The sequence below is a fragment of the Pseudomonas parafulva genome, from assembly GCF_002021815.1.
GTDB lineage: Bacteria > Pseudomonadota > Gammaproteobacteria > Pseudomonadales > Pseudomonadaceae > Aquipseudomonas > Aquipseudomonas parafulva_B.
This window is the reverse complement of the sequence record NZ_CP019952.1, coordinates 2,380,489-2,395,176: the sequence shown is the minus strand read 5'-3', so window position 1 is coordinate 2,395,176 and position 14,688 is coordinate 2,380,489. Positions and strand designations below refer to the sequence as shown.

The 14,688-nt window shown below is 59.1% G+C and carries 12 protein-coding genes and 1 pseudogene; 5 read left to right on the top strand and 8 right to left on the bottom strand.

Annotated features, from left to right (window positions below):
* Positions 1-88: 88 nt before the first annotated feature.
* Positions 89-640 (top strand): ATP-dependent Clp protease proteolytic subunit, encoded by a 552-nt coding sequence (locus tag B2J77_RS10850; protein ID WP_058639281.1) that lies wholly within the window; start codon positions 89-91, stop codon positions 638-640.
* A 43-nt stretch (positions 641-683) separates the two neighbouring features.
* Here B2J77_RS10850 and B2J77_RS10845 read toward each other — a convergent pair whose 3' ends face one another.
* Positions 684-1,082 (bottom strand): NUDIX hydrolase, encoded by a 399-nt coding sequence (locus B2J77_RS10845; protein WP_078478620.1) that lies wholly within the window; start codon positions 1,080-1,082, stop codon positions 684-686.
* Positions 1,083-1,172: 90 nt separating this feature from the next.
* Positions 1,173-5,312 (bottom strand): CheR family methyltransferase, encoded by a 4,140-nt coding sequence (locus B2J77_RS10840; RefSeq protein WP_078478619.1) that lies wholly within the window; start codon positions 5,310-5,312, stop codon positions 1,173-1,175.
* Between the two features lie 319 nt (positions 5,313-5,631).
* Here B2J77_RS10840 and B2J77_RS10835 point away from each other — a divergent pair.
* Together B2J77_RS10835 and B2J77_RS10830 are read left to right on the top strand one after the other, a co-directional pair.
* Positions 5,632-5,805, top strand: a pseudogene (locus B2J77_RS10835) (general stress protein); the annotation flags it as partial.
* 130 nt (positions 5,806-5,935) lie between these two features.
* Complete coding sequence (locus B2J77_RS10830) at positions 5,936-6,205, top strand: DUF6555 family protein (RefSeq protein ID WP_058639285.1); 270 nt, start codon at positions 5,936-5,938, stop codon at positions 6,203-6,205.
* Between the two features lie 25 nt (positions 6,206-6,230).
* Here B2J77_RS10830 and B2J77_RS21345 read toward each other — a convergent pair whose 3' ends face one another.
* Positions 6,231-6,401 carry a hypothetical protein gene (locus B2J77_RS21345; RefSeq protein WP_153302504.1) on the bottom strand — a complete coding sequence of 57 codons (171 nt, stop codon included), beginning with the start codon at positions 6,399-6,401 and terminating at the stop codon, positions 6,231-6,233.
* 155 nt (positions 6,402-6,556) lie between these two features.
* Positions 6,557-7,171 carry a LuxR C-terminal-related transcriptional regulator gene (locus B2J77_RS10825; protein ID WP_058639286.1) on the bottom strand — a complete coding sequence of 205 codons (615 nt, stop codon included), beginning with the start codon at positions 7,169-7,171 and terminating at the stop codon, positions 6,557-6,559.
* Positions 7,172-7,286: 115 nt separating this feature from the next.
* Here B2J77_RS10825 and B2J77_RS10820 point away from each other — a divergent pair, with 115 nt between their 5' ends.
* Positions 7,287-8,909, top strand: coding sequence for a hybrid sensor histidine kinase/response regulator (locus B2J77_RS10820; protein ID WP_078478617.1), 1,623 nt, complete (start codon positions 7,287-7,289; stop codon positions 8,907-8,909).
* A gap of 19 nt (positions 8,910-8,928) precedes the next feature.
* On the opposite strand, the gene B2J77_RS10815 is transcribed toward B2J77_RS10820, so the two are convergent.
* Entirely contained in the window at positions 8,929-9,225 is a 297-nt protein-coding gene (locus B2J77_RS10815; RefSeq protein ID WP_058604601.1) for a hypothetical protein, read from the bottom strand.
* Between the two features lie 248 nt (positions 9,226-9,473).
* Here B2J77_RS10815 and B2J77_RS10810 point away from each other — a divergent pair, with 248 nt between their 5' ends.
* The gene (locus B2J77_RS10810) at positions 9,474-9,818 is read left to right on the top strand and encodes a transcriptional regulator (RefSeq protein WP_078478616.1); all 345 of its coding nucleotides are present in this window, start codon (positions 9,474-9,476) and stop codon (positions 9,816-9,818) included.
* Between the two features lie 276 nt (positions 9,819-10,094).
* Here B2J77_RS10810 and B2J77_RS10800 read toward each other — a convergent pair whose 3' ends face one another.
* The 3 genes from B2J77_RS10800 to B2J77_RS10790 all read right to left on the bottom strand — a co-directional run bounded on the left by B2J77_RS10800 (position 10,095) and on the right by B2J77_RS10790 (position 13,529).
* Positions 10,095-11,348: an arsenic transporter gene (locus tag B2J77_RS10800; RefSeq protein WP_078478614.1), complete on the bottom strand. Its 1,254-nt coding sequence runs from the start codon at positions 11,346-11,348 to the stop codon at positions 10,095-10,097.
* A gap of 7 nt (positions 11,349-11,355) precedes the next feature.
* Positions 11,356-12,606 carry an MFS transporter gene (locus tag B2J77_RS10795; protein WP_078478613.1) on the bottom strand — a complete coding sequence of 417 codons (1,251 nt, stop codon included), beginning with the start codon at positions 12,604-12,606 and terminating at the stop codon, positions 11,356-11,358.
* A 311-nt stretch (positions 12,607-12,917) separates the two neighbouring features.
* Entirely contained in the window at positions 12,918-13,529 is a 612-nt protein-coding gene (locus B2J77_RS10790) for a class I SAM-dependent methyltransferase (protein ID WP_058639291.1), read from the bottom strand.
* Positions 13,530-14,688 lie beyond the last annotated feature (1,159 nt).

The window sequence follows — 14,688 nt, the reverse complement described above, 5'->3', positions numbered from 1 at the left end:
AATTGAACTTTGCGGGCAGGCTTGATGCCACTTTTAGACAGGCAGGGTGGTGACCAACGCTCTGTATCGACACTTCTTGGAGGTGCACATGGCCAGACACATCATCCATTTCACCGGCCCTATCAACTCGTCTACCTGCGGCAATCTGATCAACACCTGCACCAAGGCCGTGAACCAGGGGGCCGAGGTGGTGCAGTTGAATGTCGCCACCATGGGCGGCGAGTGCAGCTACGGGTTTACCCTGTACAACTACTTGCGGACCTTGCCGGTCAGTGTGCACACCCACAACCTGGGCACGGTCGAGTCAATGGGCAACATCCTGTTCCTGGCCGGCGAGCACCGCACCGCATGCACTCACAGCAAGTTCCTCTTCCACCCCTTTCACTGGACGCTGCACGGCTCCATCGACCACTCACGCATGGCCGAATATGCCATGAGCCTGGATTATGATTTGCGCCTGTACGCGCAGATTGTGGCGCAGCGCACCGAGGGCGCAGCACAGGCACTTGACGTGCCGCGCTACTTGATGGCGGCCCCGCGAATCCTTGGCCCACAAGAAGCCCTGGACAGCGGGATGATTCATGCAGTCGACGACTTGCCGATAGAGGCGGGCGACTGCCAATGGAGCGTGCACGCTTAGAGCGGCACGCCCGTTTTTGAATTAGCAGCCAGTAAAGTGGGCGTTAGCGCACAGACGCTGCGGTAGCTGCGTCGCACTCGAGCAAAGAGCGAATCAATTTCTTGATGTCTTGCTTGAGCGTGCCGACGTGCTCGAAATGGGCGAACTGGTAGTCAGCGATCTCATGCAAGGCGCAGGGCTGCGGTGCTTCGTCGAACTCGGCCTCGAAGACATAATGCATGCGTTGTGGCGTTTCGTGGCGCATCAGCAGCGTGAAATTGTGGGCCTGCAGGCCTGTCTCTTCCAGCAGTTCGCGCTGGGCTGCCTCAAGCGGCGTCTCACCAGGTTCTACCTTGCCTCCTGGCAGCGTCCAAGGGGCATTTGGCTTGCGAACCCACAGCCATTTATGAGCGTGTTTGCCATGCCGACAGATGATGGTTGCGCGGGGCTTGGCGGATTTCATGGGTACTCCGGCGAATCACATTCCTATGAGGAGTTAGTCGCCGAGCACCGTGCAAAAGTCATAAAACTGTAACAATTGACCGACGAACGGTCAGTAGGGTACCGAACCGTGGAGGCTCTCGATGGCCTCTACCAACTCGTCGTAGCCGACAGGCTTGTTCAGATGACGATCAAAGCCAGACTGCTTCGACCGATGCTGATCAGCGCTTGCCCCATAGCCGGTAAGGGCAATGGCCGGGGTATGCTGCAGGTGCTTGATCTCTCGCAAAGCCTTTATCAGGGCATGGCCATCCATGACTGGCATGCCGATGTCCGACAGAATGACGTCATAGCCCGTTTGCCGTGCTGCTTCGAGCGCCTGGCGGGGGTCAGCGAACGCGCTCACCTGCGCACACTCCATTTCCAGGAGCTGTTGCATGACGTCGAGCACCTCGGGTGAGTCATCCACCAGCAGTACATGCAAGCCATCGAGCCGGCCCATGCGTTCAGTTTGCTGGCAGGCCAGTCGCTCGCCTTTACCGCTTTTGGACAAGGGCAGGGTGACGGTGAACGTACAGCCCTGACCAAGACCGGCGGAGTACGCGCATACGCTTCCGCCGTGGGCCTCCACCAACTGACGGACCAGCGATAGCCCAATGCCCAGGCCCTCTCGCGCCGCATGCCCGAGCGGCGAAGCCGCCTGGCTGAACAGGTCGAAAATGTGTTCCAGGCTATCTGCCTCAAGGCCAATGCCTTGGTCGATCACGCTGAGCGAAACCTGCGTGTCGTCATGGCTCAGGGACAACCGGATAGTGCCGCCGGGTGGGCTGAACTTCAGGGCGTTGTTGAGCAGGTTCCAGATCACTTGCTCCAGGCGTGTGCTATCCCCGTCGATGAACAGTGGCAAGCCGTCTGCAGGCAGTTCCAGCACAACCGCCGAGTCAGGCTGCTCGCTGATGACCACCGCGTGGATACCCTCGATGATGGCAACCACGTCCACCGCTTCGGTCTTGAGCTTGAGCTTGCCGGTACGGATACGGGCCACGTCCAGCAGGTCATCGATGATGCGCGCCTGGCTGGTCACGGCTTCGCGAATGATGCCCACCGCCTTGCTCGCAGCGGCGACGTGGGCGATCGAGGGCAGACGACGCAGGATCTCGGCGTTGAGCTGTATCAGGTTAAGGGGGTGTTTGAGTTCGTGGGACATGATGGCGAAGAACTCATCCTTCATGTGGCTGCTGCTTTGCGACTCGGCCAGTTGCTTGCTCTGCTCATCGTGCAGGCGCTTGTGCCCGGTCAGGTCCCGAGCAATCTTGACGAAGCCACGCAATGAGTTGCCCTTCAAGCGCGAGATTTCACCACTGGCATAGAAGCGGCTCCCGTCCTTGCGCAGGTGCCAGCGCTCATCCTGGCTACGGCCGTTGGCGCGCGCTGTCTGTAATTCCTGCTCGGGGATGCCGTGCTGGCGGTCGTCCTGGGTGAAGATGAGCTGGTAATGCCGGCCCACGACATCGGCCTTTTCATGGCCGAAGATCAATGCAGCACCTGTATTCCAGTCAGTGATCAGGCCCTGTTCATCTAACAGGATGATGGCGAAGTCGTGGGTACTTTCAGCGACCACTCGCATGCGCTCTTCGCCAAGTCGCACCCGCTCCTCGGCCGCGCGACTCTTGCTGATGTCAATGAAGGTGAGCACGGCCCCGTCGATCTTCTGTTCGCTTGAACGGTAGGGCAGCAACCGGGCCAGGTACCAGTGGTAGGCCTGGCCTCCGATTTCCCGCTCGATGATGTGCTCGCCATTGACCACGGCGCGCGCATCATCGGCCAGGGCGGGGTAATCCAGGCGATGAGTGATGTCCAGCAGGGAGCGCCCTGTATCCACCGGCAGCATGTTGAACAGGTCGGTCGCACGTGGGGTGAACCAGCGAATGTGCAGGTTGCGGTCGACGAACACGGCGGCGATGTCGGTGCTGGCGATCAAGTTGCGCAGGTAGTCATTGACCTTGTCGGTCTCCTCAACCTTGCTCTTGAGCTCGTAATTGACGGTCAACAGTTCTTCGTTGATCGACTGCAGCTCTTCCTTGCTGGTTTCCAGTTCTTCGCTGGCCGAGCGAAGCTCTTCGTTGATTGTCTGCATCTCTTCGTTGGAGGCCGTGAGTTCTTCGCTGGATAGCTCCGACTGCTCAATGGTCTCCTGCAATTGCACGCGCATGCGCTGCAACTCTCGCTCCAGGTTGTTCAGCACCATGCTGTCGGTCTGGCGAATAGCATCGACTAACGGCAATGACAGATCGGGCGCACGCTCTTCGAACACCACCAGCAGGTATTCGCCGGCCGTTTGCTCATCCTTATGCGGTTGCACGGTAATTTCGATCTGGCAGCGCTGACCCTCCTCGCCCATGTCCACAGGGCGAGAGGTGACCGCATGGGTGCCCTGGCGCGCCTGGAACAAGGTGCTGCGAAGCGCCAGTCGCAAGCTGGGCAATACCAGGTTGAGCACGTTGCGGCTCAATTCACCGCTGCCCAATTGCATGTAGCGCCCGACACCTTCGCTCAGATGAAGGAGGGTACCCTCACCGTCGATGATCAGACTCGGCGGGGTTCGGCGGGCCAGTGCACGATGGTGCACCTCAGCGTAAGAGGGCTTGCGCTGGGCTCTGCTTTTGGCGGTGGCCGGTTGCTTCAGAGCGCCCAGATCAGTCCCTTGCAACTGACGCCCCGGACGCGTGTCGGCATGGGCGACCTCGCGTGCCCGGTAGATGCGATTACGCTTGTCCACCACCGCGAACAGATCGCCAGCCAGTTCAGCCGATTCGGAAGAGCCCAGAAACAGGTAGCCACCCGGGCGCAGGGCGAAATGGAACATGCGCAGGATATCCCGCTGGATTTCACGGTCCAGGTAGATCAGCAGATTGCGACAGACGATCAAGCCCAATTGCGAGAAAGGCGGATCGGACAGCAGGTTATGCCGTGCGAACAGCACTTTCTCTCGTATTTCCTTACGCACGCGATAGTGCTGGTCTTCTTTGGCGAAAAACTGGCGCAGACGCGAGGGTGGCACATCGGTGATGATGGACTCTGGATAAAGGCCGGTGCGGGCATGGCCAATGGCACGCTCGTCGAGGTCTGTGGCAAACACCTGCACCTTGTTGGCGCGCTGGTCCAAGGCCAACTGCTCGCACGTCAGCATGGCTAGGCTGTAAGACTCCTCTCCCGTCGAACAGCCCGCGGACCAGATGCGAATTTCGGCTGGGTTATCGCCTTGGTCCGGCTCATTTGCCAGCTGGGGCATGACGATACGCTCAAGCGCCTCGAACGCCTCGCGGTCGCGGAAAAAATTAGTAACCCCGATCAGCATGTCCGCCAGCAACGCTGCCGACTCTTCCTCATGGGTCTTAAGGTAGTGCAGGTAGGCTCGAAGATCGGCCTGTCCCGTGACATGCAGACGTCGCTCGATACGCCGCAGCACAGTGGCGCGCTTGTAATGGTGGAAATCATGACCAGTGGCGCTGCGCAATTGCAGCAAGATGTCTTCCAGCACAGGTTTGCACGCCTGAGGGTCGCCGGCTCGGGTACCCAGCGCCGGCGGTAGGCTATCGTCTTCGATACGTGGCAGATTGACCTGTCGCGCGTTGTGCCACAGCTCCATCAGCTTTTGGGCAAGCTCTGCCGCCGGGAGCACCACGTCGACCAGACCCGTCTCGATGGCCGCCCGAGGCATGCTGTCAAACTGAGCATCATCCGGGCTCTGTACCAGGGTGAGGCCGCCTTGTTCCTTGACACGTGCCAGGCCTACGGCGCCGTCCGCGCCCGTACCGGAAAGGACCACGCAAAAGGCATGATCCTTATGCACGTCGGCCAGGTCGCGGAAGAACAGGTCGATGGCCACATGGTCACCGCGCCGCCTGTTGGCCGGCGCTACCCGCAGGTAACCATCATTGGTCGATAGCCGATTGGCAGGAGAGATGACGTACACATGGTTGCGTTCGATCGGCACCGGTTCCGTTACCTGGCTCACCGGCATGCTGGTTGTCTCCTGAATGATCCGATCAGCGACACTCTGATGGTCTGGAGACAGGTGCAGCACAATGACAAACGCCATGCCTGAGTCGGCGGGCATCTGCCTGAACAGGGTACAGATGGCTTCGATGCCCCCCGCTGAGGCACCAATACCCACCACAGGGAAATTGAGATGGCTAGGGCTCAGGTTCGAGGGATGCGGCGCGGCGGGCTGGTTAACGGTCGACTTCATGGCGGTGCCCTGTACAGACCTTACAGACAGCCCATCGACACGTCGCGGGGCATGAGGAGCGCCATTATAGGCAACGCGCACGGATATTCGCGAGTGCGTTGATGCGACGCTAATGACTGGTCCGCAAGTGTTCGGACAGAGAATCTTTTCGCGCCACCGGTCTGCAATCCACGCCATGCGACTGAATAGCCTGTTATCGCAGCGGTTCGGATGAAGGGCATGGCCTCGTGTCGTGCACATTTCCAGAACCGCAAGGAGAAACGAAATGGCTCGTGATCAAAAATCGACCGGTCAACGTGGCGGCACTAAGGAAACCAATCCAGGCAACTTCGCCAACGACCGCGAAAAGGCTTCCCGCGCTGGGCAGAAAGGGGGCCTAGTTTCAGGTGGGAACTTCGCCAATGACCGCGAGCGCGCCTCGCAGGCTGGACGCAAGGGCGGTCAGAACAGCCACGGCGGCGGGCGCGATCTAACGAGCGAAGCGCGCGGCTGACCTCGTCCTGGGTGCCCGCCGAAACCGTGCTGGGCACCCATCGGGGCCAACGATGCATATCCGATTGAATCTTTAGCGCCGCGCTGCACTCCATCGCAGGGTCATCCACGCAAAAGAGGAGGGTGTAGCGATGCCTAGTCCCCAGTTGTACATCATCGATTACCGGCTCCATGGCGAGCCTCGCACCTTCATCATTCGTCTGGACCGTCTGGATAATGCCGAGGCTTGGCATTGGGCGAGCTGTGATGCCGGCATCGGCATCATCCCCAAGTTCGGGCGCGAGAAGATCCGCAAGGTCAGCCGGCCCATGGCTGAGCGCTACGGCGTCACGGATGTGACTTGGCGCCTATCAGGCAGTAAGCCCGGACAGTCTCTGGAAGACCCTGCCACCACCGCCTGATTGCGCAACTTCTTCCATCACCCGATTACACACCTGCCTCAGGGTCGCTGGCAGGCACGCCTGGACGATTTTGATCGTCATCGGTCAGGCCCGGGTCAGTGTCGGGGTCGTCGACTCTGTCATTGCGCTGCTCTTGTTCAAGCTCGGGCCAGTCATCCTGGACATTGCCGCCACCCATCATAAGTTTCTGGATCACTGCATGCGCCTCCGTTGGTTTGGAAAAAAGGCCCGCCCCGAAGGCGGGCCAACACAGGAGTGAGAGGAACAGCCATTGCCAGACCCCTCACTTTTTCAGAGCGCCACTGCAGGGGTAGAAGTCCCTCTGCGCAGGCGCGGGTCTGACCAACGGTGCTATCCGGCCGAGTACTTGACGGCAGCAGCGGTCCGCGAGCTGACATTGAGTGCCTTGAGCAGTGACGAAACGTGGATGCGCACCGTGAAGGGCGAGATGTCCAGGGCTTTGGCTATCTCCTTGTTGGTCTTGCCCTGTGCGATCAAACGCAACACATCCTGTTGGCGTTGAGTCAGGTGCTCGGTACCCGCGTCGGCATTGGCGATCGGCAGCAGGCCGGAAGGCAGGTAACGCACCAACACTTCCCCTGCTCGAACGGCAAGGATAGCGGCGCCCATTTGCTCGGCGCTCAGGCTTTTGCCGATGAAACCATCCACGCCGCAGGCCATGACCTGGTCGATGATGACCGGATCGTCCACCATCGAAACGACGATCAAGGTCGTACGCGACAGTTGGCGTTTCAGCTGGGCAAGGCGGCTGACGGAATCCAGGCCCGGAAAACGCAGGTCTAGGATCAGGGTATCGAGAGCCTCGCCAACGCTGGCAATCTGCAATACCTCATCCAGGCTACCGGCCTCGGCCACGCAGGCGCTTGGCAGCACACGGCAGACGGTACGTACCATGGCTTCCCTGAACAGCGGATGGTCGTCCGCCACGATTATTCGACTGGTCACACTTGGCAACTCCCTTTGGCCGCAGGTCGATCAGGCCATGTTAACGTAGCAGCCCTGGCACGTACGCGCTGCCCCGTGATGGGAGCAAAGGCGCCTGATGATAAGGATTTCGGCCATGGTCATGGATAAAAATAACGAGCTCGATCAAGCGAACTTGCGTCTGATTGTTGGCAGTTGCGCGTTCGCCTATGTGGCGATGCTGGTATTTCTGCTGGACCGCTCTGCCGCGCTCTACGTGCCGGTGGTTGTCTACATCTTTGTCTTTCTCTTGGTATCGGTGCTTCTGCGCCAGGCTATCGCACGCTGGCCCGGGCATTATCCGTGGCGCCGGGTGCTGGGCATGGTGCACGACTACACAGGCACCTGTTTCGGCTTGGTGGTCGGCGGTGAAGCGGCGCTGCCGCTGTATGCCGTGATGGTGTGGGTCAACCTGGGCAACGGCATGCGTTTCGGCTCTCGATACCTGGCCATTGCGACCGGGCTGGCGCTGGTCGCGCTGATAGTGGTGTACCGGCTGACGCCTTACTGGCAGGCCAACCCTTTTCTGGTGCTGATGTTGCTGACCACCAGTACCGTGATACCCGTCTATGCGCACTTGCTGCTCGAACGCACGCGCCGAGCTTCGGAGCAGGCCGCTGCAGCTAATCGCGAGAAGTCCCGCTTTCTGGCCCAGGCGAGCCACGACCTGCGCCAACCCATTCACTCTATCAGTCTGTTCACGGCGTGTTTGCGCGAGGCGCGGCTGGGCGAGGAGGAACGCAGGCTGGTGGACAGCATTGACCGATCGTTGCTGAACGTGTCCCAGCTGTTTCGGTCGATTCTGGACCTGTACACCCTGGATAACGGGCGCGTGCAGCCGCGCTATGAAACATTTGCTCTGGGCGATTTTCTCGAAGCCCTTGCACGTGAGCATGCCGAGGCTGCTCGCTGGGCGGGGGTGGAGATACGCGTGCGGCCTTGTCCCTACTGGACGCGTGCAGACCGCGGCATATTGACGACCATGGTCCAGAACGTCCTGTCCAATAGCCTTAAATACGCATCGGGACGGCCACTGTTGATAGGTGTACGGCGCTGCCGGGATGGTCTTGCCATCATGATCTGTGACCAGGGACGAGGCATCGAACCTGCACACCAGACGCTGGTGTTCGAAGAGTTCTACCGGGTCAGGCAAGTGCGCGACAAGGACGTCGAAGGCGTCGGGTTGGGCCTGTCGATTGTTCGTCGGCTTGCGCGGCTGATGAACGTGCAGGTGCACCTGCGATCTCGACCCGGTCACGGCACCACCGTGAGCCTGAAGGGGTTGCCGCAGATAACGCCTCACCCTACACGGGCAGCGCCTGAGCAAGAGCTGGCTGCTGCAGGTTTGCTCAACGGCCTGCGGGTTTGCCTGATTGAGGACGACCAGAACGTGCTCAGAGCAACGTCGGCCCTGTTGCAGCGCTGGGGATGCGAGGTAGATGGCCATAGTTCAGCTGCCGCTTCGAATGAGGACTGCGACGTCATCGTTGCCGATTATGACCTTGGCCAGGACGCCACCGGAGTCGATTGCATCGAGCGGCTGCGCAGCGAGCGTGGCTGGGCTGTACCAGCCTTGATCATGACGGGGCATGATCCGGACCGAATACAGGTCGCAGTACAGGGTCGCGGTATCGCAGTGCTGTCCAAGCCCGTGCGCCCTGCCGAATTGCGGGCCATGTTGCGCACGCTCTGTGATAACGCCACCTCGCCCCGTTATTGAAAGCGGCCATTAGCGCCGGTCAAAAGCGTCCGGTCTGGCCTTCTTTCACGCAGCTGGGCGTGGGTTGATAGATGCCCATGCCGGCCGCAGCGACAAGCGCCCCACTGGGCATTTGGCATTCGAATCGCCCTTTGCCAGTTGTAGCGGTGTAGTACGTGATGGTGCTGTCGCTGCGCACATCTTCCACTTTGGAGACCTTGGTATTGAGTACAAACTCGGTACGCTTCTTCAGCGTGTCATCGGAAGGCTTGACGGTTTGGCAGCCGGCCACGGCGAACAGCGCACCGGCAATGCCGATTAGCTTGAAAGGACTCATGGGAGGTTTCCTTGGCGATGAAAGCCCTGGAATATAGCGTGCGTTGAAGGGAGGAGCGATTAGGACGGATGTGCTAAATGGCACCTGGCTACTAGAGCCTTGATCAATTTATACGAGATATAGAGTCAACAACTATTGATCTTATACTAGTTAGTGTTGATTATAGTCGCTTCTATGAGTCTGGTTTCTCATTTTAGAGGCAACCGACGTAAGTCTTAAGCCTCGTAAAATTTACGATGGTGAGCATTATGCAAGACTTCTTTCCCGTGGCTTGTGCCGACATGCTCGCGCGTGTAGGCATGCTGGTGAAGGCACAGCGTTTGGCGCTAGGTATTCGGCAGGCGGACATCAAGGCCGCTATTGGCATATCGCCGCACCTGTTGCGCAAGGTCGAACAGGGCTCGCCTCACGTAGACCTGCGCTCCTTCATGCTGGTGCTATGGCGGCTTGGCATCAACGATACGGTCTTCCGAACGCTCGAGGACGTTGAGCACAGCGCCCAGATGGCCCGTTTCGTTCAGCTGGAGGATGACCCTGAGCAACTTTCAGCCCGACGCGTGCGCCTCCCCAAACCCAAGCCTGAGGCGTTCTGATGCAAGGTGCCTACATCTACATGGAGCATCCCGAGAGCGGCCAAGTAGTCACCCTCAGCCGCCTGAGCCTAAGGGCAGACTGGGCGAATCCGTCTACGCACCCGAATACGTGGCGCAGGGCGGATGGGTACCAGACCCGATCCACTACCCGCTGCGTGCCTGCGCTTCGCGATCACTATGCCACCTTCCTCGCGGGTGCGGACCTGGACAGCGCATGCGCAGCGGCGAGCAGTGATCGGATGCTCAGTTGATTTTGCAGCGGGGTCTTTGCGGCAATCAGACCATAAGGGCCAACAGCGCGGCGGCCAAGGCTGGCGGCATGATCAGCAGACCCAGGCGCAGGAATTGCCAGGCGCTGACAGACTCGCCTTCACGTCGAATCGCCACCAGCCAGAGCATGGTTGCAAGGGACCCGGTAATGGACAGGTTCGGGCCCAGGTCGACGCCGATCAGCAACGCGGCGGTGGTTTGCCGAGGCAGGTGGGCGATATCAACCATTGAGCCGGCAATCAGCCCAGTCGGTAGGTTGTTCATCAAGTTGCTTGCCACGGCCACACCGACCCCAGCGGTCCAGCTCGCAGCGGCCTGAGACCGCTGCTCCACAGTCATGAGCATGTGCGCCAAGTGTTCGATCACGCCTGTCTGGGCCACAGCTTCGACCAATACGAACAGGCCCGCAACCAATGGCAGTACACTCCAGGCCACGTGTCGCATAACGGGCATCGGGCTGCGCCGTTGGCGCAAATGAATCAGCGCGGTGGTCGCGACACCAGCGCTGAAGGTAGGCAGGCCCAAGGGTACGTCCAGTGCCGAAGCACCCAATAACACGCAAGCAGTCAGCGCAATACCCCATGCACACAGATGGGCACCGGCTGAAAGAGGCTGTGTTTGCACAGTCATGGCAAGCGGTTGGCAGATCTGGCGGCGTTGGGTAATACGCAACATGAGATAGGTCGCCATGATGGCTGCCAAGGAAGGCAAAGTGAACTGCCTGAGCCAGTCCCACAAGGGCGGCATCTGGCTGCCGAAAACCACCAGGTTGGCAGGATTGGAAATGGGCAGGACAAAGCTTGCGGCATTGGCGATGAACGCACAGATGAACAGATAGGGCAGGGGCTCAGCCTTGGCGGCCTTGCAGGCTGCATACACTGCCGGGGTAAGCACCACGGCAGTGGCATCGTTCGAGAGAAAGACGGTCACCAGAGTGCCGACCAGGAAAACCAGATTGAACAGGCGCTGGCCAGAGCCCCGGGCATGTCCTACGGCGTAGCGGGCTACCCAATCGAAAAGGCCTTCCTGACGGGCCACTTCGGCCAGCACCATCATGCCAATTAGAAACAGGTAAACGTCGCCGCCCTTGGCCACGGCGGCCAAAGCGTTCATCGGCGCAATCAGCCCAAACAGCACGAGTGCGATGGCGCCACCCAGCGCCCAGATAAATTCCGGCACCTTGAAGGGTCGGAGTATGACGCCGGCGGTGGCCAGGGCCGAGACAATCCAGATGATCAATGAGGTTTGGCTCAGGTGCATGAAGGGTTCAGTTTCCGGCGGCTGACGGTATTGAGGAGGAGGGCGCATCGCCCTGACGCGGGTGGGTTTCGGGCAGGGCTACCAACACAAGCACGAAGGCGCAGGCTGCGATGCCGGCCAGCGTCAGGAACGCTGCATTATAGCCCGCCGCTTGGACGACGAACCCCGCCAGACCAGGGCTTAGCGCTGCACCTAGCCCGAACACGGCGGTAAGCGCCCCAAGGCTCACGTTGAACCGCCCGGTGCCCTCGGTGAGGTCCTTGACGATGATCGGGAACAAAGCCCCGAAAATGCCGGCGCCAATGCCGTCGAGTAACTGCACGCCTACAAGCCAGAAGGGATTGTCCGACAAGGTGTAGAGGGCGCCGCGCAGTGGGAGTATCAGGAACCCCACGAGCATGAACGGCTTGCGCCCCCATTGTTCGGCACGCGCCCCGACCAACAGCGCCATGGGTACCATGACCAGCTGCGCTGCCACGATGCAGGCCGAGGTCAGCGGCGTGGCCAGGCGCAGGTCGACCTGGGAGAGCTTCTGGCTTACCAATGGCAGCATGGCCGCATTGGCTAGGTGGAACAAGGCGCAACAAATCGCGAAGAGCAGCAAGGTGCGGTTATGCAAAAGCAGCGCAAAGCCAGCCGGATTGTCTTGATCGTTCGGGCCATGGGCCAGACCGCGAGCCACGTGGTGGTCGATGGCGGCGCCCGGCACCCATGCTACCGCGATGACGCTGGCCACGGTCAAGACAGCCATCAAATAGAACACCACTACTGGGCCATAAAGGTAGGCGAGCCCACCGGCTAGTAGTGCAGAGAACGCATTGCCAGCATGGTTGAAGGTTTCATTGCGCCCTACGCGTCGCGTGAACGCCTTCGGTCCGGTCAGCCCCAGCGAGATGGCAGCGATCGCCGGCGCGAACACGGAGCCGGCCAGCGCGCTTACAGTTTGGGTAACAGCCACCCAGGTAAATGATGTGATGAAAGGCAACAGCACACAGCTCCCGGTTACCAGGACTGCCGCTATGACCACTACGGCGCGCTTGGCGGGCGTACGGTCAATCAGGGCACCGGCGGGCGTCTGGGCGAGCAGGGCAGTAACACCGGCAATCGTCATGACCAGCCCTATGCTTGCGGGCTGCCATTGATGAACGGCAAGTAGGTAGATGGCGAGGTACGGTCCAAGTCCGTCACGTACATCGGCGAGGAAGAAGTTCAACCAGTCAAGCGAGCGATACGGGGCGGATTGCCTAGGGTTTTCCAAGGACGTGCTCTCGAGAGGGCCACGCAGCCATCTCGCTGGCGTGGGCCGGGGGATGGACGGCAGGCGAGTACTGATGCTGGGGTGTCATTGGCAAAGACTGTGCTTTGCGATAATAGGTTCCAGAGGCGGATTTGAGTTGTCTGGGGTGAAGGCCAAGAATCAGTGAGGGATGAAATAACAGGCCTGGTCATCAGGGCATCATCAGATGAGAACTTGGCAAGGTAGGGCTGGATATACAACGATACGGAGTAATAAATTATAACTAAACTAAATGAATATTTAGTGTAGTTATCACCTGTAGTTATATTAGTTTAGGGCAGGAGGCGCCCTAACCATACGGTTAGTCCTCCAGATTCTGGATCTTCAACGACGTGATCGACTACCTCGAACCCGTTGATGCGCAACTGATCGGCGTATTCCTTGGCATTTAGACTCGCGTGATACAGCGTTTCGCCTTCGAATGTACCCAAGGCCTCACCGTAAGAAGGCCCACTCGTGAACATGAGCAACGCCCCTGGAGCCGCGTGACGACGGAAAACCGGGAACATCCCGCGCTGATCAGAGGGTTTGAGATGGAAGAAGCTGTTCCAAGCAATGATCGCGTCAAATTGGCGTCCCAATGCAAGCGCGCGCATGTCTGCGTGAATCCATTGCTGTTCAGGAAACTGTGCACTGCAAAGGGTCAGCATCTGGTTGGAGGAATCTACACCCACAATGCGAGCGCCGATTCCGACCAGATATCGCGCCACAGGTTGGCCAGAGCCGCAGCCCAGATCTAAAACAGTTGCTGACGGCCTCAACAAGGCCCCGAAACGCTCAATCCATTTGCGATCGGTGAAGTGATTGGCACGTTTTTGGTGCCAGGTGAATGCATGGCGATCGTAGAGGTCGATGATGTGGTCAGCTGATAGATGGTGGGACATGGGAAGAGAGTTTCCGTGAGCGGTCTACAGAAGGACGCTGTATGCGGTTCGTGGGTTCGAATGTACCCCAGGGTGGTATCGAACTGGAAATACCTAGATGCGCATAATGTGTATTATGTTAAATAGTAGGTAAGCTTGTTGGACTGAGCGTGTCACCAGCCCCCGGAAACAGACTTCGCCTGATTAGACCATATACCCCTCGAATCAACCCGTTACGTTCCATACCTCCAGTACCTCCTCAGCTTCACCAGCCCACCATCCCTGATCGCCCGGTTTGAAAACCATAATCCAGCAGCTAGGGATCCCATCCGAAATTTAATCGTCTAGTTGAGCCAGCGCTCTCGGGCTACAGTTGAAACTGAAGTTTCACTGAACTGAACTGAACCGACGACTGCCCCATTTTAGTCTTCTCCTGTCATACCGGTGCTGTGCTCGACGATCGGCGCCATCGCGTAAGCCAGCGCTCAGGACAGCCCAAGCCTATTGACTATTGATCCCCGCGCCTCAAGCGGCCTGAATCTGATTCCGCATCCGTCAACATCCTTCGGCGTCTACAATTTACATCCATGCGCTGGCACTCCACGGCCGAGCTCTGGCATCTCGTCTATGCAGCCTGGGCCAGGCTGCCAGATCAGAACGCCTGCAGGCAGCCGCAGCCGGTGATCCGACCACGTTGCGTGCTTAGTGGCCTTAGCGTGTTTACGGTCACCGCCACGATCAACGACGTCCGCGCACGGCTCGGTACCCTAGAACCCGCACTGGAAGCATTCCAAGCCTGGCGCCTCGGCATCGACTTTCTGGCCAAGCAGTGCCAACGGCCGGAATTCACCCCAAGGCACTATAAAGTCGCATGCCCGATACTCGAGACGATGCGAGAGAAACAGAGACTCGTGAAGCGCTCTCAGGAGCAAGTGTTCTGAGGGAGATAAGGTACTTGTTTAGCCCGACTGATCAATAACCTGGAAAGCACTGTGAAAACAGAACCCTAAAGGCGCGATCTCACTTCAGTTCCAGCCCATAAAGAGCTTGATACCGTCCCATGTACCGCCCGTGAAGACGCCTTTTTTCCACCATCCTGACCTATTCAGCTCAACATGGTGAATGAGGGACACGATGTCAGGGGACAATTGTCGGCTAGCCATCGTGACTGTTCCTTTTC